The sequence below is a fragment of the Corynebacterium sp. S5S1 genome, from assembly GCF_001913985.1.
In the GTDB taxonomy this organism is placed as follows: Bacteria; Actinomycetota; Actinomycetes; order Mycobacteriales; family Mycobacteriaceae; genus Corynebacterium; species Corynebacterium marquesiae.
On the sequence record NZ_MKXT01000006.1, the window covers coordinates 1 to 25,200 of the forward strand.

At 59.7% G+C, this 25,200-nt stretch carries 34 protein-coding genes and 1 pseudogene; 22 read left to right on the plus strand and 13 right to left on the minus strand.

The genetic code is table 11. The features are described from left to right. On the plus strand, positions 1-63 hold a 63-nt coding region (locus tag BKN05_RS12620; protein ID WP_353734806.1), incomplete at its 5' end, for an IS3 family transposase. Between the two features lie 168 nt (positions 64-231). Here the strand turns inward: BKN05_RS12620 and amaP are convergent. The 6 genes from amaP to BKN05_RS03545 are packed head-to-tail and all read right to left on the minus strand — an operon-like array spanning position 232 to position 3,353. Continuing rightward, positions 232-807 carry an alkaline shock response membrane anchor protein AmaP gene (amaP, locus tag BKN05_RS03520; protein WP_049378860.1) on the minus strand — a complete coding sequence of 192 codons (576 nt, stop codon included), beginning with the start codon at positions 805-807 and terminating at the stop codon, positions 232-234. Further along, positions 800-1,366: a DUF6286 domain-containing protein gene (locus tag BKN05_RS03525; protein ID WP_005327992.1), complete on the minus strand. Its 567-nt coding sequence runs from the start codon at positions 1,364-1,366 to the stop codon at positions 800-802. Before BKN05_RS03525 ends, amaP begins: the two co-directional genes overlap by 8 nt. After that, positions 1,359-2,324, minus strand: a complete 966-nt coding sequence (locus tag BKN05_RS03530) for an Asp23/Gls24 family envelope stress response protein (protein ID WP_049378861.1) — start codon at positions 2,322-2,324, stop codon at positions 1,359-1,361. The genes BKN05_RS03525 and BKN05_RS03530 overlap by 8 nt, the downstream gene beginning before the upstream one ends. Continuing rightward, on the minus strand, positions 2,324-2,518 hold the full coding sequence (locus BKN05_RS03535) for a hypothetical protein (protein WP_005322852.1): 195 nt from the start codon (positions 2,516-2,518) through the stop codon (positions 2,324-2,326). Before BKN05_RS03535 ends, BKN05_RS03530 begins: the two co-directional genes overlap by 1 nt. Positions 2,519-2,520: 2 nt before the next feature. After that, entirely contained in the window at positions 2,521-2,868 is a 348-nt protein-coding gene (locus BKN05_RS03540) for a hypothetical protein (RefSeq protein ID WP_049378862.1), read from the minus strand. A 5-nt stretch (positions 2,869-2,873) separates the two neighbouring features. Further along, the gene (locus tag BKN05_RS03545) at positions 2,874-3,353 is read right to left on the minus strand and encodes an Asp23/Gls24 family envelope stress response protein (RefSeq protein ID WP_049378863.1); all 480 of its coding nucleotides are present in this window, start codon (positions 3,351-3,353) and stop codon (positions 2,874-2,876) included. A gap of 719 nt (positions 3,354-4,072) precedes the next feature. On the opposite strand from BKN05_RS03545, the gene rpsJ reads away from it, so the two are divergent. The 11 genes from rpsJ to rpsQ are packed head-to-tail and all read left to right on the plus strand — an operon-like array spanning position 4,073 to position 9,234. After that, on the plus strand, positions 4,073-4,378 hold the full coding sequence (rpsJ, locus tag BKN05_RS03550; RefSeq protein WP_003848085.1) for a 30S ribosomal protein S10: 306 nt from the start codon (positions 4,073-4,075) through the stop codon (positions 4,376-4,378). Between the two features lie 23 nt (positions 4,379-4,401). After that, positions 4,402-5,058: a 50S ribosomal protein L3 gene (rplC, locus tag BKN05_RS03555; RefSeq protein WP_049378864.1), complete on the plus strand. Its 657-nt coding sequence runs from the start codon at positions 4,402-4,404 to the stop codon at positions 5,056-5,058. Then, positions 5,055-5,708, plus strand: coding sequence for a 50S ribosomal protein L4 (gene rplD, locus BKN05_RS03560; protein WP_005322847.1), 654 nt, complete (start codon positions 5,055-5,057; stop codon positions 5,706-5,708). The genes rplC and rplD overlap by 4 nt, the downstream gene beginning before the upstream one ends. Further along, a complete protein-coding gene (gene rplW, locus BKN05_RS03565) occupies positions 5,708-6,010 on the plus strand; it encodes a 50S ribosomal protein L23 (RefSeq protein WP_005322846.1) in 303 nt (100 codons plus the stop codon). The genes rplD and rplW overlap by 1 nt, the downstream gene beginning before the upstream one ends. Before the next feature lie 25 nt (positions 6,011-6,035). Continuing rightward, the gene (gene rplB / locus BKN05_RS03570) at positions 6,036-6,872 is read left to right on the plus strand and encodes a 50S ribosomal protein L2 (protein WP_023020551.1); all 837 of its coding nucleotides are present in this window, start codon (positions 6,036-6,038) and stop codon (positions 6,870-6,872) included. A 13-nt stretch (positions 6,873-6,885) separates the two neighbouring features. After that, complete coding sequence (gene rpsS, locus BKN05_RS03575) at positions 6,886-7,164, plus strand: 30S ribosomal protein S19 (RefSeq protein WP_005276936.1); 279 nt, start codon at positions 6,886-6,888, stop codon at positions 7,162-7,164. A gap of 3 nt (positions 7,165-7,167) precedes the next feature. Next, the gene (rplV, locus tag BKN05_RS03580) at positions 7,168-7,530 is read left to right on the plus strand and encodes a 50S ribosomal protein L22 (RefSeq protein WP_005276938.1); all 363 of its coding nucleotides are present in this window, start codon (positions 7,168-7,170) and stop codon (positions 7,528-7,530) included. Beyond that, positions 7,530-8,273 carry a 30S ribosomal protein S3 gene (gene rpsC / locus BKN05_RS03585; RefSeq protein ID WP_023027807.1) on the plus strand — a complete coding sequence of 248 codons (744 nt, stop codon included), beginning with the start codon at positions 7,530-7,532 and terminating at the stop codon, positions 8,271-8,273. Before rplV ends, rpsC begins: the two co-directional genes overlap by 1 nt. A gap of 3 nt (positions 8,274-8,276) precedes the next feature. Continuing rightward, a complete protein-coding gene (rplP, locus tag BKN05_RS03590) occupies positions 8,277-8,693 on the plus strand; it encodes a 50S ribosomal protein L16 (protein ID WP_023020553.1) in 417 nt (138 codons plus the stop codon). After that, on the plus strand, positions 8,693-8,923 hold the full coding sequence (gene rpmC / locus BKN05_RS03595; RefSeq protein ID WP_005322842.1) for a 50S ribosomal protein L29: 231 nt from the start codon (positions 8,693-8,695) through the stop codon (positions 8,921-8,923). The genes rplP and rpmC overlap by 1 nt, the downstream gene beginning before the upstream one ends. Before the next feature lie 2 nt (positions 8,924-8,925). Next, a complete protein-coding gene (rpsQ, locus tag BKN05_RS03600; RefSeq protein ID WP_049378865.1) occupies positions 8,926-9,234 on the plus strand; it encodes a 30S ribosomal protein S17 in 309 nt (102 codons plus the stop codon). A gap of 71 nt (positions 9,235-9,305) precedes the next feature. On the opposite strand, the gene BKN05_RS03605 is transcribed toward rpsQ, so the two are convergent. Beyond that, positions 9,306-10,100: a siderophore-interacting protein gene (locus tag BKN05_RS03605; protein WP_049378866.1), complete on the minus strand. Its 795-nt coding sequence runs from the start codon at positions 10,098-10,100 to the stop codon at positions 9,306-9,308. A gap of 127 nt (positions 10,101-10,227) precedes the next feature. Between BKN05_RS03605 and BKN05_RS03610 the strand changes: the two genes are divergently transcribed. The 4 genes from BKN05_RS03610 to BKN05_RS03625 all read left to right on the plus strand — a co-directional run bounded on the left by BKN05_RS03610 (position 10,228) and on the right by BKN05_RS03625 (position 14,226). Then, positions 10,228-11,175, plus strand: a complete 948-nt coding sequence (locus BKN05_RS03610) for an ABC transporter substrate-binding protein (protein ID WP_286687976.1) — start codon at positions 10,228-10,230, stop codon at positions 11,173-11,175. Beyond that, positions 11,176-12,261: a FecCD family ABC transporter permease gene (locus BKN05_RS03615; protein WP_286687977.1), complete on the plus strand. Its 1,086-nt coding sequence runs from the start codon at positions 11,176-11,178 to the stop codon at positions 12,259-12,261. 3 nt (positions 12,262-12,264) lie between these two features. After that, entirely contained in the window at positions 12,265-13,299 is a 1,035-nt protein-coding gene (locus BKN05_RS03620; RefSeq protein WP_286687978.1) for a FecCD family ABC transporter permease, read from the plus strand. Positions 13,300-13,383: 84 nt separating this feature from the next. Next, positions 13,384-14,226: an ABC transporter ATP-binding protein gene (locus BKN05_RS03625; protein ID WP_286688011.1), complete on the plus strand. Its 843-nt coding sequence runs from the start codon at positions 13,384-13,386 to the stop codon at positions 14,224-14,226. A 36-nt stretch (positions 14,227-14,262) separates the two neighbouring features. Here BKN05_RS03625 and BKN05_RS03630 read toward each other — a convergent pair whose 3' ends face one another. Both BKN05_RS03630 and BKN05_RS03635 read right to left on the minus strand, forming a co-directional pair. Then, positions 14,263-14,655 (minus strand): multidrug transporter, encoded by a 393-nt coding sequence (locus BKN05_RS03630; protein WP_286687979.1) that lies wholly within the window; start codon positions 14,653-14,655, stop codon positions 14,263-14,265. Continuing rightward, positions 14,652-15,536 carry a carbohydrate kinase family protein gene (locus BKN05_RS03635; RefSeq protein WP_286687980.1) on the minus strand — a complete coding sequence of 295 codons (885 nt, stop codon included), beginning with the start codon at positions 15,534-15,536 and terminating at the stop codon, positions 14,652-14,654. The genes BKN05_RS03630 and BKN05_RS03635 overlap by 4 nt, the downstream gene beginning before the upstream one ends. A gap of 20 nt (positions 15,537-15,556) precedes the next feature. Between BKN05_RS03635 and BKN05_RS03640 the strand changes: the two genes are divergently transcribed. Together BKN05_RS03640 and BKN05_RS03645 are read left to right on the plus strand one after the other, a co-directional pair. Next, positions 15,557-16,765: a glycoside hydrolase family 32 protein gene (locus BKN05_RS03640; protein ID WP_286687981.1), complete on the plus strand. Its 1,209-nt coding sequence runs from the start codon at positions 15,557-15,559 to the stop codon at positions 16,763-16,765. Between the two features lie 133 nt (positions 16,766-16,898). After that, positions 16,899-18,920 carry a sucrose-specific PTS transporter subunit IIBC gene (locus tag BKN05_RS03645; RefSeq protein WP_049383591.1) on the plus strand — a complete coding sequence of 674 codons (2,022 nt, stop codon included), beginning with the start codon at positions 16,899-16,901 and terminating at the stop codon, positions 18,918-18,920. Positions 18,921-19,190: 270 nt separating this feature from the next. On the opposite strand, the gene BKN05_RS03650 is transcribed toward BKN05_RS03645, so the two are convergent. After that, on the minus strand, positions 19,191-20,123 hold the full coding sequence (locus tag BKN05_RS03650; RefSeq protein WP_198492513.1) for a hypothetical protein: 933 nt from the start codon (positions 20,121-20,123) through the stop codon (positions 19,191-19,193). A 538-nt stretch (positions 20,124-20,661) separates the two neighbouring features. Between BKN05_RS03650 and rplN the strand changes: the two genes are divergently transcribed. Genes rplN through rplE form a run of 3 tightly spaced genes read left to right on the plus strand, consistent with a single transcriptional unit; the run spans position 20,662 to position 21,903 of the window. Next, positions 20,662-21,030: a 50S ribosomal protein L14 gene (gene rplN / locus BKN05_RS03655; RefSeq protein ID WP_049378875.1), complete on the plus strand. Its 369-nt coding sequence runs from the start codon at positions 20,662-20,664 to the stop codon at positions 21,028-21,030. 4 nt (positions 21,031-21,034) lie between these two features. Next, entirely contained in the window at positions 21,035-21,349 is a 315-nt protein-coding gene (gene rplX, locus BKN05_RS03660; RefSeq protein WP_049378876.1) for a 50S ribosomal protein L24, read from the plus strand. 2 nt (positions 21,350-21,351) lie between these two features. Further along, positions 21,352-21,903, plus strand: coding sequence for a 50S ribosomal protein L5 (gene rplE, locus BKN05_RS03665; protein WP_049358620.1), 552 nt, complete (start codon positions 21,352-21,354; stop codon positions 21,901-21,903). A 109-nt stretch (positions 21,904-22,012) separates the two neighbouring features. Here rplE and BKN05_RS03670 read toward each other — a convergent pair whose 3' ends face one another. Next, entirely contained in the window at positions 22,013-22,894 is an 882-nt protein-coding gene (locus BKN05_RS03670) for a sortase family protein (protein ID WP_286687982.1), read from the minus strand. 140 nt (positions 22,895-23,034) lie between these two features. Between BKN05_RS03670 and BKN05_RS03675 the strand changes: the two are divergent. Next, positions 23,035-23,822: pseudogene (locus BKN05_RS03675) on the plus strand (formate/nitrite transporter family protein). Here the strand turns inward: BKN05_RS03675 and fdhD are convergent. After that, positions 23,819-24,637, minus strand: coding sequence for a formate dehydrogenase accessory sulfurtransferase FdhD (fdhD, locus tag BKN05_RS03680; RefSeq protein WP_286687983.1), 819 nt, complete (start codon positions 24,635-24,637; stop codon positions 23,819-23,821). The pseudogene BKN05_RS03675 and the gene fdhD sit on opposite strands and share 4 nt — an antisense overlap. Continuing rightward, positions 24,637-24,885 (minus strand): DUF6457 domain-containing protein, encoded by a 249-nt coding sequence (locus BKN05_RS03685; protein ID WP_049378879.1) that lies wholly within the window; start codon positions 24,883-24,885, stop codon positions 24,637-24,639. The genes fdhD and BKN05_RS03685 overlap by 1 nt, the downstream gene beginning before the upstream one ends. Positions 24,886-25,200 lie beyond the last annotated feature (315 nt).

Here is a 25,200-nt window from a genome sequence, read left to right on the forward strand (position 1 = left end):
CGACTCAAGGGTCTAACCCCGATGCAATATCGAAATCAGACCCTTGAAGCCCTAACCGCCTAGAATTAAACCAGTCCAACTTTCGGGGGCCAGTTCATTCGCCAGGACTACTCTTGGCAGCGCATAGAAAAATGCCGCCCCGGCGAGGAACTGGAAATGATCCTCGGGGGCGGCGAGTCGGCCCGCCTTGGGACCGTTCAGGAAATCTTGGTGGCGGAGACTCCTAACCCGTTATTCGGATAGGTCCTTCATCGGACCTACCTTGCTGAACTGCAGCTTGTAAATGGTGTCCAAATCGGCGTCGGGAAACGCTGCCCGAAAATCGCGCTCATTGGTTTCAACGGCGCCAGTAAGGCGCTCCACCGGGGTGTCCGGATTTGCCGTCACCGTGTACTGCAACGTGGGCCGCGCGCGGTCATAGGCCACAAGGCGCTCTACGTGGTCTACTCCCTTGAGTCCATCCAAATCTTGGGCCACGGCGCCGGCGATAGCGTTCATCGACGTCGTGATAGAGCCCTTGTCATTGGAAGAAGCGGACTCTACGTTATTGAAGCGGCGGTGGCGCAGGTTGGCCACGATAATCCACAGCCCCAAAATAAGTAGCAGTGCGGAGCCACCGGCCAGCGCCCACACCCACCAGTCATTGTCCGCCAAGCTCTTCCACGTATCGTGATCCACCCACAGGGCTAAGTACTTGGCAAAATCCACGTTGAAGTGGATCAAGATAGGCCACACGCCCAAAGCGATGAGGACTATTCCCAGCAGGCCCAGCAGGATGCGGTCAAAGGTAGCAAGTTTTCTAGACATTGTTATCCAACTCCGGGATCTTCTCTACAGCTACGGTGACCTGCGGCGGGTTCTTGAGGTGAGCCAGGCAGCGCGTTACCGCGGTCTCTACCCGGCCCTGCAGCTCCGCATCGTCCGTATCGCCATTGACGGTGACTTTGGCAGTCTTGCTATCCGCGGAGGTTTGCGCGGAGGCCACGCCCGGAACACGGCGGGCAGTGGCCGAAGAGAGGCGGGCGATATCCACCGGCCGCATCCACATGGACGCGGTATCGGAGGCAAGCTGCATGTGCGTGGTGCGGCGCGTCTTCACTGCCGCGAAGAGGAAAATCAGACCTACGACAATGGAGGCAACGCCGGCCCAGATCATCCAGGTCTGCAGCTCTTCGGTGGCAATGAGATTAAGTACCGGCTGTACCCAGGACTGGGCATCGGAGCCGGAGCCCACCAGCCACGTCTCGCGCACGCCGACGACGCCCGCGGCGAGCAGTAGGAGCCCAAGGATCACGGCCCAAGTACGCGCCGCCGGAGATGCCTTCGGCTGCTGCCCAAAGTGTTCAGGCATGTGCTGATCAGCCATTATTGCCTCCTTGTGGGCGATACGGGTTAATGGAAATGGCGCGCAAGGGCTCGGGTCGTGGCGCATCGACGTGGAACGGCCGAGGATTTGCCGGCGTGACCTCAATGCGCTTGAGCGGTTGTGGCCGCGGGGCCTTTACCGTGCGCGCAGAGGCAGACTTGGGGACCTCGACGCGGCGCGGAGTCCACTCGTGGCGAATTTCAATCTCGCGCAGCGGCTGCGGCCGAGGAGTTGCTACCTGAACCTTTCGTGCCAGCGGACGAACCTGCCCACTAGGGATCAACCTGGCTGGGCGAGGTGCAGCCACGCTGTGCACGCGAACCGGCTTGGGTTCCCTAATCGGCCGCACCGTGTGGTCGCTTGGGGACGAAATCTCACGCAGCTGGTGGTCTGGGAGGTCACTGGAAATGTTGCGTACCTCAGTCTCGCGCGGGGTGTCCACGGACTCCACTGCGACGCCGGCGGCCGGCGCAGCGATGGTGCGCACCGGTGTCTCCTGCGGTGTGGCAATGCTGCGTACATTCACCGACTCTGCAGTGACCGGCTGCCATACCGGGGAGGGCGTGATGCGTGGCGCGACGGCAGCAGCAACCTGGCGCTGCTCCACCTCTGCGGTAGTCACTCGATTGCCCGGAACGGAACCGCCGACGGTGACATTGACGCGCGTTGTGGAATAACCGGTGTGTGCCGCGATGGCCTCCGAGATAGCAGCACGAGTATGTTCCGCCACCGTGGTGACCGGCGAAGGCCACACCACGCCAATGGTGGCGTTGACGGCCGCTACCTCGCGCTCCGAGTCCATTTGGACCGAGACCCGTGGAAAACCGCGGCCGCCGATGCCCGCTAGCTTGGCCTCTATAGCCTTGGTGCCGGGCACGCTAGCAATCGCGGCGGTAACGATGCGTTCCATGGTCCGCAGCGAGATACGCGTGTGGCCCTGAGTGGAACTATCTGTCATTAACCTTGGCCTTTCTCCTTACCAATGAGGCCATTCCACACAGAAGTGAGATCGATACGGCCATCAAAGTGTGCTCCCACAATGCCGCCGATTGCGGCAAGGAGTACGGCGAGCAATGTAGGACCCCAGCCTAGGTACAAAAAGAAGGCAAGAATAAGGCCGGAAATGATGCCCAAAGTGGTGTAATTCTTCATATCTATTCCTTCGATGGAGCAGCGGATAAGCCATCCACGGCGTCAGAAAACTCAACGTCAATGCGCTGCAGTTCGGGACAAGCCCCACGGGCGGCGGACCGAATATCTTCTGCCAAGGCATACAGGTCCGGCGCGGCGCTGATATCAACGCGAATGTTGATCTGCAGGTGGCGATCATCGCGCGGGTCGGGCCGCCGCATGCCGACGATGCGTTCGCCCGGTAGGTACAAACTCACCGAACCGAACGAACCGCCGTCGAGCGCGGCGACGCCGCGTACCTTCTGGACTGCCTCTGCAATAGCGCGGGCGTGGCTTACCTCGAGCTCGAAACGTGCTCGGGGCTCAGGCATTGGGCTTAAGCCTGACCCTGGTTCAGAGCAGCCTGGTCTTCGGTCTCGGACTCTTCCTTCGGCAGCTTAACGTCGTGAACAACAACGTTGACGCGCTCGACGCTCAGGCCGGTCATGCGCTCAACGGCATTCATGATGTTGCGGCGGATGGCCTCGGCGAGCTCATGGATGGCCACGCCGTACTCAGCGGTGATGGCAATGTCGATGCGAGCGGTGCCGTCCGCTACCTCTACGTCCACACCCTGGCGGACGTCCTCAGAACCACCGAAGGACTCGCGGATATTGCCGATCATGCGGGCTCCGCCGCCACCCAGGGCATCCACGCCGGAAACCTCGCGGGCAGCGATGCCGGCAATCTTGGACACCACGACATCATCGATGGTGGTGGTGCCGTACTGGGTCTCCAGGTTGTTATTGACCTCGCGCTCCTCGGAAGCAGGAACCTGGTTGTCAGCGTTTTGTGCAGGGGTCTTGTTTTCAGACATGGGCGAGTGAACCTTTCTCTATTGGGTGATGTATGAACGCGATATTCAACTATCTAGGCAGGACAAGGAGTCGACAGCCACTGCCTCCGAGCTTAGATGCTTCTCGGCTGAGTGTGGGGTGCGAGGCGACAAAATTTTCCAAAACGTGATTTTTGGCACGGTTTATTACGCGGCTTGAAAAACCGCAGCCCAACATGCTTAAATACAAAGGTTGCTTTAACAGGGCAGCGAGAACCGAGGTTCGGTGATGGCGGCGGACGTCGCCAAGCATCAGTCCCGGGGAGACGCTGAGCTGGTAAAGCGAACATGACACCTTCGTTGTCGCCATGCTTCAGGAAAACCTGAAGCATTGACTGGAAGGTCATCCAATCGGGCTAGGTCCGCGTTAGAGCAGTGACACCCCGAGAAGATGGACCGGAGAAGGGGCATGGCAAATAAACAGCGGCAGTAGACGAATTGGACACTCACCACGTGTAATGCGTGAAAACCGTCCTCTTCACAATACTTTGACTACGGGTCTTGTACCCCGTCGAGAGCACTGCGTTCTGGCACTTGCCATGTACCGCAACTCTTGGTCGTCATGACAGTCAGACCACTGGCGTTGTGTCAGGCCCCAAGCCCGGACAACGTTATAGAGAAATCGAGAAGCAATTTCCCACCGCTTCACGCCCCGGAAACGCCGGGAATGTGAAAGTGGGGAAGCGAGGAAGAGGATAAGCGTGGCGGGACAAAAAATCCGCATTCGGCTGAAGGCCTATGACCACGAGGCTATCGACGCTTCTGCAAAGAAGATTGTCGAGACCGTTACCCGTACCGGTGCTCGTGTAGTTGGCCCAGTGCCGCTCCCAACCGAGAAGAACGTATACGCAGTTATTCGTTCTCCGCACAAGTACAAGGACTCTCGCGAGCACTTCGAGATGCGCACTCACAAGCGCCTGATCGACATTCTCGACCCAACCCCGAAGACCGTTGATGCTCTTATGCGCATCGATCTTCCGGCAAGCGTCGACGTGAACATCCAGTAAGCGACTTTGGTGGAGAACAAATAATGAGTGAAAACGAGATCAAGGGCATTCTGGGCAAGAAGCTCGGCATGACCCAGGTCTTCGACGAGGACAACCGCGTTGTGCCGGTTACCGTCGTCGAGGCAGGGCCATGCGTTGTCACCCAGATTCGCACCCCCGAAACCGATGGCTACAGCGCCATCCAGATCGCCTTTGGCGAAATCGACCCACGCAAGGCAAATAAGCCGGTTGGTGGACACTTCAAGAAGGCTGGCGTAACCCCGCGCCGTCACGTTGCGGAAATCCGCATGGACGACACCTCTGCCTACGAGGTTGGCCAAGAGGTCAAGGTTGACATCTTCGAGGGCATCTCCTTCGTTGACGTCACTGGCAAGACCAAGGGCCACGGTTACGCTGGTGGCATGAAGCGCCACGGCTTTGCAGGCCAAGGCGCAGCTCACGGTAACCAGGCCGCTCATCGCCGCGTTGGCGGTATCGGCGGCGCCGCTACCCCGGGCCGCGTCTTCAAGGGCAAGCGTATGGCTGGCCGTATGGGCCAGGACCGCGTGACCACCCAAAACCTGAAGATTCAGAAAATCGATGCCGAGTCCAACCTGCTGCTCATCAAGGGTGCTATCCCCGGTGCGCGCGGCGGCCTCGTCACCGTTAAGACCGCAGTGAAGGGCGGTGCACACGCATGAGCAACCTCAAGCTAGACGTCCACACTTCCGAGGGTAAGACCAACGGCTCTGTAGACCTGCCAGCTGAAATCTTTGACACCGAGGCATCCATTGCTTTGATGCACCAGGTTGTTAACGCTCAGCTTGCTGCTGCACGCCAGGGCACCCACGCAACCAAGACCCGCGGCGACGTCCGCGGTGGTGGTCGCAAGCCTTTCCGTCAGAAGGGCACCGGCCGTGCACGCCAGGGCTCCATCCGCGCACCGCACTACACCGGTGGCGGCACCGTCCATGGCCCACAGCCGCGCGACTACGCACAGCGCACCCCTAAGAAGATGATCAAGGCTGCTCTCTTCGGTGCACTGTCCGACCGTGCTCGCAACGAGCGCATCCACGTCATCGAAGAGCTCGTACCGGGCCAGAAGCCGTCCACCAAGTCGGCCAAGGCCTTCCTCGAGTCCCTGACCGAGCGCAAGAACGTGCTCCTGGTCATCGGCCGCGAGGACATCAACGCTCGTCGTAGCGCTAATAACCTGCCTAACGTTCAGATCCTGGACGCTGGCCAGCTCAACACCTACGACGTTCTCTACTCCGATGACGTTGTGTTCTCCGTTGAGGCGCTACACACCTTCATCAACCGCGCAACCGGCGCGGATAAGGAGGAGAACTAATGGCTAAGATTTCTAACCCACGCGATATCATCATCGCCCCGGTTGTATCCGAGAAGTCCTACGGTCTGATGGAGCAGAACGTATACACGTTCTACGTCTCCACGGACTCCAACAAGTCCCAGATTAAAGATGCCGTAGAGCAGATCTTTGACGTAAAGGTCGACTCCGTGAACACCGTGAACCGTGCAGGTAAGCGTAAGCGCACCCGCACCGGTTACGGCCAGCGTAAGTCCACCAAGCGTGCATACGTGACGCTCCGTGAAGGCAGCGACTCCATCGACGTCTTTGGCGCACAGGCCTAAGACGGAGACGAAGTAAGGAAGAATTATGGCTATTCGTAAGTACAAGCCGACAACTCCGGGTCGCCGCGCATCCTCCGTTTCTGAGTTTGACGAGATCACTCGTTCTACTCCGGAGAAGTCCCTGCTGCGCCCGCTAAGCAAGACTGGTGGCCGTAACAACTACGGCCGCATCACCACCCGCCACATCGGCGGTGGCCACAAGCGCCGTTACCGTCTGATCGACTTCCGTCGTAACGACAAGGACGGCATTCCGGCAAAGGTCGCTCACATCGAGTACGACCCGAACCGCACCGCAAACATCGCACTGCTTCACTACGTTGATGGCGAGAAGCGCTACATCATCGCCCCTAAGGGCCTGAAGCAGGGCACCATCGTAGAGTCCGGCCCGAACGCAGATATCAAGGTTGGCAACAACCTGCCGCTGCGTAACATCCCGACCGGTTCCACCATCCACGCTGTTGAGCTCAAGCCGGGCGCTGGCGCTAAGCTGGCTCGCTCCGCTGGTGCTTCCATTCAGCTGCTGGGTAAGGAAGGCAAGTACGCAGTTCTGCGTATGCCGTCTTCTGAAATCCGCCGTGTGGACATCCGCTGCCGCGCCACTGTTGGTGAGGTCGGCAACGCTGAGCAGATGAACATCCGCTGGGGCAAGGCCGGCCGCATGCGCTGGAAGGGCGTACGCCCGACCGTCCGCGGTGTCGTTATGAACCCGGTTGACCACCCACACGGTGGTGGTGAGGGTAAGACCTCGGGTGGTCGCCACCCTGTGTCCCCATGGGGCCACAAGGAGGGTCGCACCCGCAACCCGAACCGTTACTCCAACAACATGATCGTGCGCCGTCGTCGCCCGAACAAGAAGCGCTAAGAGGAGGTAAACAATGCCACGCAGCCTTAAGAAGGGCCCGTTCGTCGATGAGCACCTCCTCAACAAGGTGGATGCTCAGAACGATGCAGGCACCAAGCAGGTCATCAAGACCTGGTCTCGCCGCTCGACCATTCTCCCCGATTTCATCGGTCACACCTTCGCCGTCCATGACGGCCGCAAGCATGTGCCGGTCTTCATCGAGGACTCCATGGTCGGCCACAAGCTCGGCGAGTTTGCACCAACCAAGACCTTTAAGGGTCACGTCAAGGATGACAAGAAGGGACGTCGATAAGCGATGAGTGAGACCATCACCTCCGCATCCGCCACGGCCCGCTACGTCCGCGTCACCCCGATGAAGGCACGTCGCGTGCTCGATCTGGTCCGCGGCAAGTCCGTAAGCGAAGCCCTGGCTATCCTGAAGTACGCACCGCAGGGTGCCTCCAAGCCAGTTGCTAAGGTCGTTGCTTCTGCAGCCGCTAACGCTGAGAACAACTTCGGCCTCGACCCACGCACCCTGGTCATCTCCGAGGCTTATGCCAACGAGGGTCCGACCATGCGTCGTTTCCAGCCGCGTGCACAGGGTCGTGCATTCATGATTCGTAAGCGCACCAGCCACATCACCGTGGTGGTCGAAAGCCAGCAGGAAGGGGCCAAGTAATGGGCCAGAAGATCCATCCTCACGGCCTACGTTTGGGCATCACTTCCGACTGGAAGACCCACTGGTTCGCCGATAAGGACTACGCGAACTACGTAGCCGAAGACATCAAGATTCGTAACTACCTCAACAAGGGCCTTGAGCGCGCCGGCATTGCCGACGTCGTTATCGAGCGCACCCGCGACCGCGTCCGCGTCGACATTCACACCGCCCGCCCGGGCATCGTGATTGGCCGCCGCGGTGCTGAGGCTGACCGCATCCGCCGCGAGCTGGAAAAGCTCACCGGCAAGATGGTTGCCCTCAACATCCTCGAGGTCAAGCAGGTAGACGCAAACGCAACCCTGGTTGCTCACTCCATCGCGGAGCAGTTGGTTAACCGTGTCGCATTCCGTCGTGCAATGCGCAAGGCTATCCAGTCCGCTATGCGCCAGCCACAGGTTAAGGGCATCAAGATCCTGCTGTCCGGCCGCCTGGGCGGTGCAGAAATGTCCCGCGTTGAGCGCTACCACGAGGGTCGCGTTCCGCTGCACACTCTTCGCGCCGAAATCGACTACGGCACCGCAGAGGCCCACACCACCTTCGGCCGCATCGGCATCAAGGTGTGGATCTACAAGGGTGACGTCGTCGGTGGCGTACGCGAGTCCGAACTGAACGCTCCGGCACAGGGCCGTGGCCGTGACCGCAATGGTCGCTCCCGCCGCGGTGGCCAGCGCCGCCAGCGTGCACAGCAGAAGCAGGAGGGCTAATCCATGCTGATTCCTAAGCGTGTTAAGTACCGCCGTCAGCACCGCCCGAACCGTCGCGGCGTGTCCAAGGGCGGTAACCGCATCAACTTCGGCGATTACGCAATCCAGGCTCTCGAGCCGGCGTACATCACCAACCGTCAGATTGAGGCCGCACGTATTGCCATCAACCGCCATGTCAAGCGTGGTGGCAAGGTGTGGATCAACATCTTCCCGGACCGTCCGTTGACCCAGAAGCCGCTCGGCGTTCGTATGGGTTCCGGTAAGGGCCCGGTTGAGAAGTGGGTGGCTAACGTTAAGCCGGGCCGCGTACTTTTCGAGATGAGCTATCCGAACGATGCCGTTGCAATTGAGGCTCTGCGCCGCGCTGGCCAGAAGCTTCCTTGCAAGGTCCGTATCATCAAGAAGGAGGACCAGTTCTAATGGCAACCGGTACCCCCGCCCACGAGTTCCGTGAGCTCGACAACGCTGAGCTGCAGTCCCGTCTGAAGGATGCGAAGGAAGAACTGTTCAACCTTCGTTTCCAGAAGGCCACCGGCCAGCTGACCAACAACCGCCGCATCGGCACGGTTAAGCGCGACATTGCCCGCATCTACACCGTTCTGCGCGAGCGCGAGCTGGGCCTGTCCGTTGCTCCGGGAGCTGAGGCTTAATCATGAGTGAGGCTAACGTGACTGATTCCAAGAAGGCACCTACTCCGAAGAAGGAGAAGGTCAAGGGCGCTCCTAAGGTTCGCACCGGCTATGTAGTATCTGACAAGATGACCAAGACCATCGTTGTCGAGCTGGAAGACCGCAAGCAGCACGCCCTGTACGGCAAGATCATGCGCTCTAACAAGAAGGTCAAGGTGCATGATGAGGAAGAAACCGCAGGCATCGGCGATCTCGTACGCATCGCTGAGACCCGCCCGCTGTCCAAGGACAAGCACTTCCGTCTCGTTGAGATCATCGAGAAGGCTAAGTAAAAACTAGCCAGCGCAGCCCCTGCTCCGAACCTTAGGGTTCGGGGTGGGGCCTTCGCCGTTTTAGGACTTCTTTACGGCCGGGCCCTGCCATAAAACCAGTAGGGTACCCACGTGATGTCGGCGGTATCTAGGCCCCATTCATTCACCGCGAGGCCTCGCACGCTTTTTGCTAGCCTCCCCTCGCCAGAAGCCCATACGTACCCTGGCCCCGGTGCACCGGCATAGTCCGTTCTCAGGGCGGCAACGACAGCCTCCGCCTCCCCGTGCGGTTGGGTATGAATAATCCGCAGGCTGCGTACGCTCGCCTCCCATCTAGCTGCGAGGCCTGGTTCTACCTCGTCGTTGCTGGTAACCACGGCCATAACGTCGGTGGCCCGAAGCATTTGCGGGTTATGGTTTTCTTGGTAGGCCAAAATGTGCCGCAGCGCGGGCAGGGCGGATGCGTCGGCGACTAGAAGTTGCGGCTTCTCGGTTGGCCGCCACAGGTCGTTGCAGGTGAAGAATCCCGCTGTATCCCCGGCTTGTGCGCGGCGAATCCACCGCGAGCCAGGTCCTGAATCACCGTGTGTCACCACGTCGACATCGACTGTGGCCTCCTGCGAGTGGAGCGCGTGGATGGTGTACCAGCGCAGGTCCGGCCGCCTCTCCTCGTCGATCGCGCTCACAGCCGAGCGGAGGTTTATGCCGTCGACGGGGAAGGGGGTAAATTCTTGTTTAGCTCGGGGCATGACGAGTCCGAAGAATTCATCGGGACCGGAGAGGGTGTATGTCCGGAAAGCCTCGGCGTAGAACGTGAGCCGGTGCAAGCGCGGACGGATCCGTTTATTGGCGGTCAAAGTAACGGGGATGAGTTCGTGTTCCCGCATCGGGGCCGATTGTGGGGAAGAGTTCATACGTCTAACATACCCAAAGTAAGTTAAGCCTTGCCTAAATAACGTTTTGCGGTATAGGCTAAGCAAAGTTATTTTCCTCCTTCTTGAAAGGGTTAGCCTGGTGAAGATTTTCGGCCGTCGTAGTTTGGGTGCAGTAGCAGTGCTTTCTGCCGGAGCCGTAGCCTTAGGAGGCTGCTCCCGCGGTGAAGGCGATGAAGCGGCTAAGGCTACTGACGCTTCCAGCGAGCAGCGCGTGGCTAGCCTGGGCCTGGGTGACGCCGACACGCTGCTTGCCCTGGGGATTACTCCTGTGACGGTGGCACCGTGGGGTGCTGAGGGCGATGGCGACCCCTCCGGCGTCGGCCCCTGGGCAGAGAATCTTTTGGGCGATGCAAAGCCTGAGGTGATTTATAACACCGCAACCGGATTCACCGCGGATACCTTTGAGCAGATCACTGCGGCAGACCCCACCCAGATCATTGCGGTGAACCAGGCCGTGGATGCGCATACGAAGGAATCCCTGGAAGACATCGCGCCTACCACCATCAAGCCAGATGGCTATGAAGACTGGCAGGTGCCCTGGGAAAAGCAGGTAGAAACCATCGCAGACGCGGTGGGTAAGGAAGACGAAGGCGATAAGCTTATCGATGACACCGAAAAGGCCTTCGAGGAATTCCGCCACGAGCACGCGGAATTGCAGGATAAGTCTGCGGCCATCGTCATGCCTTATGACGGCAAAATTGGTCTATACACCGAGGAGGATGGGCGTGGACAATTTATCGAGGACCTTGGCATGGAGATCCCCGATGCATTGCAGGGCGATGGAGGCAGCTTCTTCGTCGACATTGCCCCAGAAAACTACGCGAAGCTTAACCAGGTTGATTACCTCTTTGTCCTGGACTACAACGGCTCCTCCGATGCCTTGAAGAAGGATAAGACCTTCCAAGGCCTCGACATTGTCAAGGATGATCGCGTTCGCTACTTGGATACGGATACCGGCAATGCCATGAGTATGCCGAACCCGGTGACCATCCCCTGGGCAGTAGATAAATTTGAAGAGAAGCTGTAATTGTCAACAACCACGATGGACGGCCAACAAATCCAGTCGGATTCCGCAGCAGATAGTCCTACGACCACCGGCACCCACGCACCGGTAGTGGCGCGGGCACAGAGTCATAAGATGCTCCTTGTCGTCTTCATCCTCGCCAGCCTGGTGTTGGCGGTGGCGTCTTTGGCGGTGGGATCCCGCTCGATTCCGCCCGGGGAGGTTATTGCTGCCTTGCACGGGGCAGGGGAGCAGGATATCCGCGATATCGTGTGGAACCTGCGCCTGCCGCGCACCTTCTTGGCTTATTTCGCCGGCGCGGCTCTTGCTGTGGCCGGTGTGCTGGCACAATCGTGGACCAGAAACCCGCTAGCGGATCCAGGATTTATTGGTGTTACCGCGGGCGCGTCCTTCTTCGTTGCCTTAGGCACGGCCATTGGCATTGCTACCTCCATCAGTATGCGGACCGCCCTCGCGCTCGTTGGCGCGGGTATTACTACGCTGCTGGTCTTAGCCGTATCGCGGCGGTTTGAGGATCCCCTGACGCTCATTCTGGTGGGTGCCGGCGTCTCCGCAGCCTTGGGATCGGGCGCGACGATCATCGGTCTATATTCCACGGACGTCCTCGATAGCATGCGGCGGTGGACTATCGGCTCGACCTTTGGCCGCGGCCCAGAAGATGTCGCGATCGCGGGCATAGGGCTAGTTATTGGCGTAGCGTGTGCGGCGATGGTGGCTAGACCCCTCGACCTTTTGGCCATGGGGGAGGAGTCCTCCCTCGCCTTAGGTGGGTCCCCCACTACCGCGCGGGTAGGCGCGGCGCTCAGCGTCGTGGTGTTGGCTGGCAGCGCAACGGCAGCAACGGGTCCCATTGCCTTCGTCGGTTTTGCCATTCCCCACATCGTGCGGAGGGTGGTGGGCCCTAGCGTTGCCACCTTGCTTTTGCCCTCCGCGCTCTTGGGCGGTTGTGCCGTGCTTGCCGCTGATATCACCGGCCGCCTCATTGCGGGTAACTCGGAGCTGGAGATGTCGATCGTCCTCGCGATAGTGGGCGCACCTTTCCTCATTTGGGGTGCTCACCGCGGCGTAGGCAGAGCATGGGGGCAATAACGCATGAACGCAATCAGCACTATTTTACAAGCGCAGCAACGCCGCCGGCACATGCGCGTGCTCGCTTCCACGCTGGCATTCATCCTCATCGCCCTTAGCGCGTACCTAGTGTTACTGGGGCAAGGTCCCATGGCATTGAGTCCGCGGCAGGTCATCGACGTCCTCACCGGAGGCGGCAGCAAGAACCACATCAGGGTGGTGTGGGACTTGCGCCTGCCGGTTGCCATCGCCACCGTCATCGTGGGCGCCGCCCTCGGCCTGGCCGGTTCTTGGACGCAAACCATGGCTCGTAACCCGCTGGCCTCCCCGGATATTTTAGGCGTTACCGGCGGGGCGTCGGTGCTGGTGGTCTTGGGCACCGTGCATTCGCGCCCCAGTTTCGCCGAGGGTATCCCGGAGTTTTGGTGGCGGGCATGCTTGGCGATGATCGGCGCTCTCCTCGTTGTCATCCTGCTCGCCGTTCTGGGTGGCATCGGTACGAGCAACCGCATCGTCATCGTCGGTATTGCCTTATCGCTGATGTTTCAAGCCATCGTCGCGTATTTGATGCGCAGCGCCCAGATCCTGCGCGCTGCGGAGGCGCAAACTTGGCTCGCAGGATCGACTGGATTCGTGCGCATGGAGGTCATTCTCCCCCTCCTGGTGGCATTAGCACCGTTTCTCGCCATAGGAATCTGGTGCTCGAGGGAGTTGCCGCTGCTTGCCCATGATGATTCCTCCGCAACCACCCTGGGCGTGAATATCTCCCGCCAGCGCGCCCTCCTGCTTATTGCGGCAACCGGTATCAGCGCCGTGGTGGTCTCGGTGGTGGGGCCCATTGGGTTTATCGCGCTGCTAGCGCCGCACCTGGCGCGGATGGTGGCGCGCACCCCCACGCCATCGCCGCTGGCATCGGCAGCCGCGGGTTCCGCATTGCTGACCGTGTGTGCTGTGATCGCCGGTGCTATCCCGGTAAATGCACCGGTGGGTGCGGTTTCCTCGGTCATCGGCGGCTGCGCCTTGGTGATATTGGTGTGGAATGCGGCCGGGCGCAGCTAAACGTTGTGCCGCGGCACAGCAGGGGAACGGATAAGCACGGTGCCAGATGGCGCTAGACAGTCAGACGTGGATGAAGGAAAAGAAATGAAGGATAATCGGCCTGATCAGCCTAAACAGACCACGACCCCGAAGCCTCGGTGCAGCCTCCACGCCACCGGCATTCATGCGGGATATAAGGATGGCGGGGATATCCTTGCCGGCGTTGATCTGCACGCCCGCGCCGGCGAAGTCACCACGCTCATTGGGCCCAATGGCTGCGGCAAGTCCACGCTGCTGAAAACCCTCTCGAAAATCCTGGCCCCGCGGCAGGGCAGCGTCATGGTCGGGGAAGTTGACTTACACGCGATGTCCGCGAAGGATGCCGCGCAGCAGGTGGCGCTGCTGCCACAGCACCCCGTGGCCCCTGATGGGCTGCGGGTGGGTGAGTTGGTCGCGCGCGGGCGTCATCCCTATCAGGGGAGGATGCGCGGCCTTTCCGCTACGGACCGGGAGATCATTGCGCAGGCCTGCGAGGCTACCGAAATTGTAGACTTCCTCGATCGTGATATCGCTTCGCTATCGGGCGGGCAGCGCCAGCGCGTCTGGCTGGCGTTGGCACTGGCACAAGATACGCCCGTGTTGCTTCTCGATGAACCCACGACCTTTCTCGACCCTGCTCATGCCATGCGCATGCTGGAGTTGGCCCGCGCACAGGCGCAGGCGGGAAAGACAGTGGTTGTAGTCCTACACGATCTCATGCTGGCGGGCCACTATTCTGATTCCATGGTGGTGATGAAAGCCGGCGATATCATCGCTCGCGGGGCGCCGAAACAAGCGCTGTTGCCGAAGGTATTGGCGCAGGCCTACGGCATCGAGGCTGAGGCCTGGGAGGATCCGCTTGGCGATGCCCCCATCATCGTTCCCCGCCGCGTCGTAGCGGCGCATTAGTGGAGACCTGCCAATAGTGGCTGTGTGCCAGATGCTTTACTTGACCTTTCGTTGTACATCTAGAAAGGAAATTGCCACTACAAAAAGATTGAGCACGCTTCCCGCGCCGAGCAAAAAGGTGCCGATTCGATAGGAGCCTGTGCCTACGGCGGCCATATTGCCGTAGATATAGACCCAGATGCCCCAGCCGATGAGCAGAACGAGGCCGGCAAGACCAGAGAGCAGGCGGAGGCTACGAGGGGAGGTAGGCGCGAAGAATTTATAGGCGGCGTCGACAAGCGCGCAAGCTGCAAGCCCCAGACTCAGCCCGCCGGTCAACCAGACGGGGAGTAGGGCGGCGGTACCAAAGACTACGGGCAGGATGAAGGCGAGAAACGCGAGGAGAAAGAGCGCGGCGTGCAGCCACAGGGTTCGGTTGGTATAGGTCATAGCGAAGACTCTACTTCCTCGCGCCGCGGTGGGTTGGCGCCCTTCCGGGAGACGGTGATTCCTGCAGCGGCTGCGGCGAAGGAAAGCAGTTCCTTCCACTCTGCAGCGCCTAGTTGGGCGAGCGCGGAGGAGTCGAACCCCCGCTCGTCAATTTGGGTCAGCAATGCGGCCATGATGGTATCGCCGGCGCCGATGGTATCGGTCACAGGAACCTGTGCGGCCGGCACGTTTAGCTTGGTCTCACCGGCCTGCACGCTAAGACCCTCCCCGCCGCGGGTGACAATTACGACGGGAACCTGGGAGATGAGATCGGGGCCGAGGAAATCCACCTCTTCGTCAGAAAGTTTAAGCAAGGTGACGTGGGGGAGTAGGTTCGCCAGGAACGCGCGGTGCTCTGGGGTGGCGTAGAACGGCCGGATATTCGGATCCAGGGCGACCAACGTGCCTTGGGCGGCAAAATCCTTTAGCAGTTGCGCATAGCGGGAGGCACCAGGTTCAAGGGCGAGGGAGACCGTGCCGAAGCACGCGATATCGGCCGGGACCAGCTGTGGCTCGACCAGGCGGTCGGCCGTGCCTTCGATATAGAAGTTATAGGAGGCCGAGCCATCCTCGTGGATGGTCGTCACGGCAAGTGTGGTGGGCTCATAGCCGCGCTGTAGGTGCGTGGTGGTCACGCCCTCGGCCTCAAGGCGGCCGACAAGTTCTTGTCCAAAACCATCGGTGGAGATGCGGGACTGGAATTCCACAGCGGCGCCCAGTCGCGCCGCCGCGATGGCCACGTTAAATGGCCCGCCGCCCAGCGCCGGCGTGTGGTCGTTCAAGCTGCCAGGGGCCACTGGAACGAGGTCCACGAGGCCTTCACCGCACACATGAATAGTCATGTTTCCATAGTATCGGGGATATGAACTACCGTCCCAATTTTCACCTCGCCCCGCCGCAAGGCCGCCTCAATGATCCCAATGGCGTCTTTGTGGATGGCGATACCCTGCACGTGTTCTACCAGCACGACCCGGCGTTTCCCCGCAAGCCCAAGCGTACGGGCTGGGGGCATGCGACGGTGAGCGTATCGGCGCCTACGCCGTGGCAGCACCACCCCGATGCCTTGTACCCGGACCTGCCCTATGACAAGGATGGCTGCTACTCGGGTGGGGCGGTGGTTGATGGCACCGACGTCTGGCTGTTTTATACGGGCAATTTGAAAGATGATGGCCGTCGCATTCCGTCCCAGAACCGCGTGCGTGCCATAGACCCTTCGGGCCCGGAGGGCGGCATCTACCTTCGCGACGAGAATAATCCCCTGATTCCGGACTCCCCGGAGGGCTATACCGGGCACTTCCGGGATCCACAGATCACCCGCGATGGCGATGGCTGGCGGATGGTCATCGGTGCCCAGACCGAAGACGAGCGCGGCACCATTGTCCTGTACCGATCGCAGGACCTGGCCCAATGGGAATTCCAGGGCGAGATTTCCTTCGACGATCCTTCGCAACTGCCTGGGGGCTACATGTGGGAGTGCCCCAACCTCCTCACCTTGGGCGATAAGCAGGTCCTCATCTTCTGCCCCCAGGCAGAAACTGACCGCTGCGGCTATATCGTGGGCACGCTCGATGGCCTGGATTTCCATATCGAGCGCGGTTTTACCCTCCTGGATCATGGCACCCAGTTCTATGCACCCCAGGCCACCGAGGACGGCATCCTCCTGGGGTGGATGGGCATGCCCGCCCAGGATGACACCCCATCGGAAGGCTGGGTCCATACCTTGACATTGCCGCGCCGCATCTGGCTGGAGGATAACTACTTGCACCAGGAGCCGCTGTGGTCCGCCTTGCCGGAGACCCACGGGCGCGAAGGCTTTGGCTCCACCATCGATATCAAGGGCGAAGGCTCCTTTGCTCTTATCGACGCCGCCGGGGACGAAGCCTTCCGCGTCACCCAACAGGACGGCACCATCGCCTTTAACGGCGGCGATCCCATCGACTGCCCGGATGGCGAGATGCGCTTAATCGCTGATGGCTGCGCCGTTGAGGTCTATGCCGGTGGCGGTCGCATCGCCGCGTCCTTCGCCGTGTTTGGCGAGTCCCCCTGGCAGGGGTGGGAGCCGCGCGGGTAGGTGTACCCGGAACCGGTGAAGTTGCCAACACTCCGCCCGAATGTGTGGACTTAGGCCTGAATCCCAGCTGTAATGGAAATAAGCAGTCACGTCCGGTACCCGGATGTGATCCGTTACACTGAAGGGCTCTTCTATGGACCACAAGGAAGTAGCCGCCCGCACGCTAAAGGCACTGGGCGGCGAAGACAACATCATCGCACTCGCGCACTGCGCTACGCGCCTGCGCATGGTGCTGCAAGACTCGGACAAGGTGGATACCGCCGCGCTGGATAATGACCCCGACCTCAAGGGCACCTTTGAGGCCGGCGGCATGTTCCAGGTCATCGTCGGCCCCGGCGACGTCAATATCGTCTTCCGGGAAATGACCAGCCTCATTTCCAAGGACGTGGCCGTATCCACTGACCGTCTGAAAGACATCGCTGCCGAATCCGGCAATTGGTTTAGCCGTGCGGTCAAGGTGCTGGCGGATATCTTCGTGCCGCTCATCCCCATCTTGCTTGGTGGCGGTCTGCTCATGGCACTCAACAACGTCTTGACGGCCGAAGGGCTATTCGGCGACCAATCCGTCATCGAGATGTTCCCCGTCTGGGAAGGCTTCGCCGGTCTGGTTAATCTGCTTGCTTCTGCGCCCTTTGCCTTCCTGCCCATCCTCGTCGGCTTTACCGCGACGAAGCGCTTTGGCGGCAATGAATTCCTCGGCGCCGGCATGGCCATGGCGATGGTCATGCCCGATTTGGTCAGCGGCTACAACGTTGCCGAGGCCATCGACAACGGCGAAATGTCCTACTGGAATATCTTCGGATTCGACGTCGCGCAGGCTGGCTACCAGGGCTCCATCCTGCCCATTTTGGTGATTTCGTGGATCCTCGCCACCCTGGAGAAATTCCTGCACAAGCACCTAAAGGGCACGGTTGATTTCATGCTCACCCCGCTGCTCACGCTGCTCATTACCGGCTTCCTTACCTTTATGGGCCTAGGCCCCATCCTGCGCACGGCCGGTGAATGGCTCGGCATGGGCTTGGCCAACCTCTATGACTTTGCCGGTCCAGTCGCCGGCTTCCTCTTCGGCCTCGTTTACTCGCCGATCGTGATTACCGGCCTGCACCAATCCTTCCCGCCGATTGAGACGATGCTGTGGAACGAGGGTGGCTCCTTTATCTTCCCGATTGCCTCTATGGCCAATATTGCCCAAGGCGGCGTCGCACTCGCCGTGTACTTCCTGGCTCGCTCCGAAAAGCTCAAGGGTTTGGCCGGCGCTTCGGGTGTCTCCGCACTCTTTGGTATTACTGAGCCCGCAATCTTCGGCGTTAACCTACGCCTGCGCTGGCCGTTCTATATCGGCATGGCCGCTTCCGCCGTTTCTTCTGCCTTCATCGCCATCTTTGGCGTGCTTGCCGATGCTCTCGGTGCCGCCGGCTTCATCGGCTTCGTCTCTGTCCCCCGCTTTGTCCCTACCTTCCTGTTGTGCGGCGTTATTTCCTTCGTGGTCGCCTTTGTGAGCGCGTACCTCTACGGCCGCGTGCTCATCCGCAAGAATGGCTCCATCGACCCGGATGAGGTCAACCCTCCGGCAGCCGAAGCCCAAGCCGCCGCTGCCACCCCCGCTGCGGTAGCTGCCGACGATGCCTTCACCATCTTCTCCCCACTGGAGGGCACCGCCGTTCCTCTTTCTCAGGTCAGTGACCCCATGTTTGCCGGTGGCAAGTTGGGCCAAGGCGTGGCGATTGAGCCCACCGTGGGGAAACTGGTTGCGCCTGCCGACGGCAAAGTCACCGTCACCTTCCCCTCCCACCACGCCTACGCCATCCGCACCAAGGACCCGGCAGTGGGCAATATCGATATCCTCATGCATATCGGTTTCGATACGGTAAACCTCAAAGGCGAGCACTTCACCTCCCACGTAAACAAGGGCGATGAGGTCAAGCGGGGCGATGTTCTTGCCGAATTCGATATCGACGCCATCAAGGCCGCCGGCCTTCCGGTAACCACCCCGGTGGTGGTCTCCAACTCCAAGAAGACCGGCCCCGTTATTCCTACCGAGGCCTTCCGCCCCGGCGAGCTCATTGGCTCCGGCACCGATATCTTCACCGTGGACCCCAAGCCCGCCGTAGTACCGGTACAGACAGCCTCGCCGGCTTCCGACTCCGCGTCTTAATGCGCCGCATCCTTTAAAAGCCAACGGTGGGCATTCGGGTCCATCACATTAGGTCCATAGTGATCAGGCCGATCTGAGGAAAACTACTCCTCAGATCGGCCTTTTCTACCTCAATTAAGCCTGATCAGATCGGCCTTAACTCGGATGGGCCCTTGACTCTGCGTGACCGCAGTTTTAGTCAGGCATACAAAAAGCTGTGCCGGCCGGACCAAAGTCCGACCGGCACAGCCAGTCTCAATTCAGTTTCCTAATTGGTAGGAAGGCTCTTGCTTAAGCGAAGAACTTGCGGCGTGCGGCGAATGCGCCAGCAGCAACCATCGCAGCTACAGCCAGTGCAGCCAGAGCCTGCGCAACGGAGTTGGAGCCCGTCTCAGCGGACATACCACGTGCGGAGTCTGCGGACTCGCCAGCAGCTGGGGCAGATGGAGCGGAAGGGGCGTCAGCCTGAGCATTGTCGCCCTCAGCGAGCTGACCGCCCTGGGCGATAACTTCGTCCTTGTTAGCGTTCAGCATCTGCTCGGAAGCAGCCTTCTCCTCAGCGGTCGGCTGCTGATTCTTGCGTGCTTCGTCCTTGACGTAGGTCTTGCCATCCTGGGACAGGTACCAGGTGATGCCACCGATGATCAATGCAGCTGGCAGTGCCAACCAAGCCAGCTTCTTCTTGTCGAAGCCTGGCTTCGGATCCTCAGACGGGAACGCCTTTGCGTAAGCGTCACGCATCTCGTCGGTGATCTCTTCGTTTACCAGAGCTGGGTCGTTAACGTAGATAGCCGGATCCTTCAGGCTCTGGTACCACTCGTTGCCCTCTGCGTCCTTCTTGGTGGCTGGGGCAGGGATGCCCTCTTCTTCGGAGCCCTCGGAGTCAGTGCCCTCGGAGTCAGTACCCTCGGCGTCGGCTGCGCCTTCAGTATCGGTCTCGGTTCCAGGGGTCTCAGAATCAGTGTCTTCACTATCCTCGGACTGCTGACGCTCCCAGATAGCGCGAGCCTGATCTTCAGTGAGGGTAGGCGCGGTGTCCTCGCCGGCTGGGTTCTCAAAGCGGTCGCGTGGTGCGTAGCTGCCGTCGGGCTGCTTGTCGTAGGTAATGCCATCGGTTTCGATGGAAGCTGGTAGTGGCATCTGAGCCTGAGCAACAGCTGCGCCGCCAAAGGCGAGCGCGCCGGTCAGAACAGCAGCGGTCAGGGTCTGTGGCAAACGCTTCATGTGTTTCTCCTTCGGGAAATATAGGTACGCGCCAAAAAGCAGATGTCTTTCTTGACGCAAACCACAATAGTCACACCGTTCCCAATTGTCACCCCAAAAACTTAAATTAACTGGACTTTTCATGTGTTGCATGTGTGAGAGTTGTGAAAATTTAGAACATGCGTGCCTGGATATTTGCACCGCAAGGCTTGAACGTGCGAACTAAAGTCCCAGATAGAGCGATTAAATACGACGGGCGAGGAGAATTGACCTATTCGAAACAAGGCTTTATGGGGGTATCCGGGGGTAATGCAGGGAATATTTAGGCGTTAGAGGGGGTGTCGGCAAGCAAAAGACAGTGTTTTGGTAATGGTGCGCGCGTGTGGTTGAATGTGTAGGTTGCAAAAGCTGGTCGGCCCGTAGCGGTGCGTTTCCGAACCGCCGGTCCGAGACCCTTCGGCACAGTCCGTTGTAAAAGCTTGAGCATCGCAAGTTTGTAGACCGCGTGCGGCAAGGACGGAAATCTTACCGCACATCAATCCAGGTCAGGAGACCCATAGTGATTCAGCAAGAATCGCGTCTGCGCGTCGCCGACAACTCTGGTGCACGTGAACTGCTGTGCATCCGCGTTCTCGGCGGCTCTGTCCGACGCTCCGCTGGCATCGGCGACGTCATCGTCGCGACTGTCAAGGACGCTGTCCCAGGTGGCAACGTCAAGGAAGGCGACATTGTAAAGGCAGTTATCGTCCGTGCGAAGAAGGAAACCCGTCGTCCAGACGGCTCCTACATTCGCTTTGACGAGAACGCTGCAGTTGTTCTCAAGGGCGATAGCGAGCCTCGTGGTACCCGTATCTTCGGACCGGTTGCTCGCGAACTTCGTGACAAGCGTTTCATGAAGATCGTTTCTCTCGCACCGGAGGTGATCTAGTCTTATGAAGATCCATAAGGGAGATATGGTGATCGTCATTTCGGGCCCAGATAAGGGCGCGAAGGGCAAGGTCATCGAGGCATACCCAAAGCGTGAAAAGGTCCTCGTAGAGGGCGTTAACCGCATCAAGAAGCACGTCGCAAACTCTGCTGCCGAGCGTGGCGCCGAGTCCGGCGGAATCGTTACCCAGGAAGCTCCGATCCACGTGTCTAACGTTGCGATCGTTGACTCCGAAGGCAACCCGACCCGCGTGGGCTACCGTTTCGACGAGAACGGCAAGAAGGTCCGTATCGCGCGTAGCAACGGGAAGGACATCTAAAAATGAGCGAGAACTACACCCCGCGTCTGAAGACTCGCTACCGCGAGGAAATCCGCAAGACCCTGAATGACGAGTTCAACTACGACAACGTCATGCAGATCCCTGGCGTCACCAAGGTTGTTGTCAACATGGGTGTTGGCGAAGCCGCACGTGACTCCAAGGTCATCAACGGCGCACTCGAGGACCTGACCGCTATTACCGGTCAGAAGCCGCAGCTGCGTCGCGCTAAGAAGTCCATCGCGAACTTCAAGCTCCGCGAGGGCATGCCCATCGGTGCACGCGTTACCCTGCGCGGCGACCGCATGTGGGAGTTCCTGGACCGCCTGCTGACCATCGCGCTGCCACGTATTCGTGACTTCCGCGGTCTGTCTGATCAGCAGTTCGACGGCCACGGCAACTACACCTTCGGCCTGTCCGAGCAGTCCATGTTCTACGAGATTGACATCGACAAGATCGACCGCCCTCGTGGTATGGACATCACCGTCGTTACCACCGCTACTAACGACGACGAGGGCCGCAAGCTCCTGCGCGAGCTCGGCTTCCCGTTCAAGTAAATAGAGCGCTAAGAAATCCCAACTCCCCGCAAGGGGCGTTGGGATTTTCTAGTTTTACCGAGCAGCTTGACTTCAAAGGTGTGCAGGCGCCGGCTTGTGCGGGTGTGGCTTAGGCGCTTTCGGTCTCTGTGTGCGTGGTGCCCTCATACTGCCAGCCGACGACTGCGTTACGCACTGCCGGCTCCAAAGGGTTGGCAGGTTGAATGCAACTGATGGTGAGAAGGCGGCCGGGCATGGGGCCTTCGCCCCAAATAGAGGCGTCGTCAGAAAGCCCCTGTTTATCTGGATCGTGTAAGTCGGTAGCCGTATAGATGAGCCAGTTCTGGCCGGAGTTCTGTGTGCGCACGTAGAGTTTATCCCCCAGATGAACCTTGTGCTCATTCGCGGAACCATCGTAGAGGTTATTGAAAACGCCTGGCACGCCCGCACCGGTATGGCCGGCAATGACCACGATGTCCTGGGACGTCGTGCCCGGCAGAGAATAAGGGCGGTCTTCGGCAGTATAGGTGCAGGCCTTATTCATGGAGTCCGGATTGATGGCGCCGTTGACTACGCGGCAGGAGCCGTCTTGAAAATCGGCATGAACCTCAATAGCTGGGATGAAGAGCTCGACTGCAGGTGAAGGATCGATGGCAGGTGCCTCTTCTGCAGTGACTTCATTGGTCTCTAGACCCTCTGGTGGGTTGACCACCCGGTTAATCGTGCTGGCGAGTAACACCGTGGCAACGATGCCGATAACCACGCGAAGGATGCCGGAGGACTTCCATATCTTTTTGATCCGCTCCCACAGCGTGGGTTTGCGGCGGTGTCGGGGAAGTGAGGTGTCCTCAATGCGCCGCGGTGGGCGGCGGCGCTGTTGTTGGCGGGTGCGCGTTTCGGTCTGGCGCCATTGGCGATCAGCATTTGTGCGGTCGGATCGCGATGGAACGCTGCGGCGCCCGTTAGCGGGAAGCCGATTCGGTTCCCTCCGCGGCCGGTAGTGGGAATCCATGCGACCTCCGAAGAGAAAATACGGGTAATAGGAAAGTTCTAGCTTACAACGTAGTGTTATGCATACCCGGAATTGACGCGGAATCAGGTGGTCAGGATAGGATTAGAAGGGTTTAATACTCTTTGATTAATGAGGTAGAAATGTCTCTCAATGATGCCGCCAAGGCGGCGGCCGTCAAGAAGGTCACCTTATTAGATGTGAATCCTTCGCTCGCTTTGCAGTTCGCGCGACCTTGGCCGGCGTATACCTGTGCATCGGTACCGCCTTCGCCGGCGTGGTAGGCCAAGCCGTCAACGGCGTTGCGCCGGGAATGGGCTCCGTGGCTTTTGCCCTATTTTTCGGCGTAGGCCTGTTCGCCATTCTGCTCTTGGGCGCCGATCTGGCTACCGGCAACATGATGTACATGGTCTATGCCGCTAGCAATAAGCACGTGGCGTGGGGCAAGGCCCTGTACCTGCTGCTCATCACCACCATTTTCAACCTGGTAGGCGCGATCATCTTTGCCGCTATCATGGCGATGTCCGCTAAATTTGCAGACCTTGATCCCTCGCACCTTTTGGTGACGGTTTCTGAAGGCAAGCTCACCAAGTCCCCGCAGGGCATGTTGGTAGAGGCCATCGCCGCGAACTTCGTGGTCAACATGGGCATCGTCGGTGCCATCTTTGCCAAGGATGCGGCTTCGAAGTTCTTTGTCATCATTCCGATCATTGGCGCTTTCGTGGCGTTAGGCCTGGAGCACGTTATCGCGAACTTCTGCCTGTTTAGCATCACGCTATTCGCCTCCGACCCGGTGCCGACAGCGTTGACGGCCGGCAACGTGGCTCTCAATTGGATCCTGGTCTGGATCGGCAACTTTATTGGCGGCGGCCTTTTGGTTGGCGGCGTCTACGCGTGGCTCAATCGCGGCCCGGAGGCCTACCGCGACTAAGCGAGTTCACCGGAATACAGATTAAAGCGGTCACCGCGGGCGAAACCGACGAGTGCCATGCCAGTTTCGCGGGCAGTCTCTACCGCTAGGGAGGAGGCGGCGCTGACAGCAACGAGCATGCCGAATCCGGCCATTGCGGCCTTTTGAACGAGTTCGAAGCTGGCGCGCGAGCTCATGACCAAAATGAGATCGTCCGCGGGAAGTCGGTCTTCTAAAAGGAGGTGGCCGATGACCTTATCGGCGGCATTGTGCCGGCCGATATCCTCGCGGATGACTACCGGTTCACCGTCTAGGGTGAAGGCGCCGGCGGCATGGATGCCGCCGGTCTTTTTAAATTGCTTCTGTTCAGCCCGGAGCTTGTCTGGCAGCTTGGCGACGACATGGGGTTCCACCGGCACCCGGGGAATCCGGTAGCGGGTCTGTTTGGTCAAGGCCTCGATAGAAGAGGTGCCACATACGCCGCAGGCGGAAGTGGTGGTGGTCAAGCGCAGATCGCTGAGGTCGAGCACATTCTTTTTTGTTAATTCGACGTCGAGCAAATTGTAGGTATTCATGCCATCGACGGTGGCGCCGGCGCAGTAGCGGGCCTCGGCGACGTCGCCAAGCGAGGCAATGTGGCCCTCCGAATGTAAGAAACCGTGCGCCAACTCCACGTCATGGCCGGGAGTGCGCATGGTGGTGGTAATGGTCTGACCGCCTACGCGGATTTCCAAGGGCTCCTCGCCGGCGACCGTATCTGCGCGGGTATCGACCTGCAGGCCACCTCCCAGGCGGACCTTGGTGACGGCAAAGGTGGAGTTCTTGCGGCCGGCCATTACTGCAACACCTGCTTCAGGGCAGTGATATTGCCGCGGGCTTCCTCTACGTCGCTGGAGGCTAGGCCCACGAGGAAGGCAGTAAGTGGGGCCGCGGGGCGGGAGCGATTATGCGCGACGTCCTTGGTGAGGTCCAGGATCTCGCGGGTGAGTGCGGTTGCCTCCTGCGGATCAAGGCCGAGGTGACGGGCGGCTTCTTTGAGCCACTCGTGTGCGGATTGGATGGGATCCTCGTGTGTTTGGCTCATCACCATCTCCTTATTTACGTTCGTGCTGGTCTCGACTCTAATGAAGGTGCCAGACTATTTGGAAAACCGCAGGTTATGGCGTAGTATGGTACCTCGTGCTTGCGCCGAGGTTTCGGCGTGCCTCAATCATTGCGAATTTTGGCGCGCTGAGCTGCAGAAAGCGCCGAGCCGATGCAAGAACTGAACATCAACTTTGTTGTAGGCCCCTCGCCGTAGATAGCGGACCGTTGTCTGAATCAAAGGGTGGCGAGCGCCTTACGGTATTGACCGTAGGGAGCGTGAGTAGCCCGAAATCACACGGAGAACGCTTTGGTG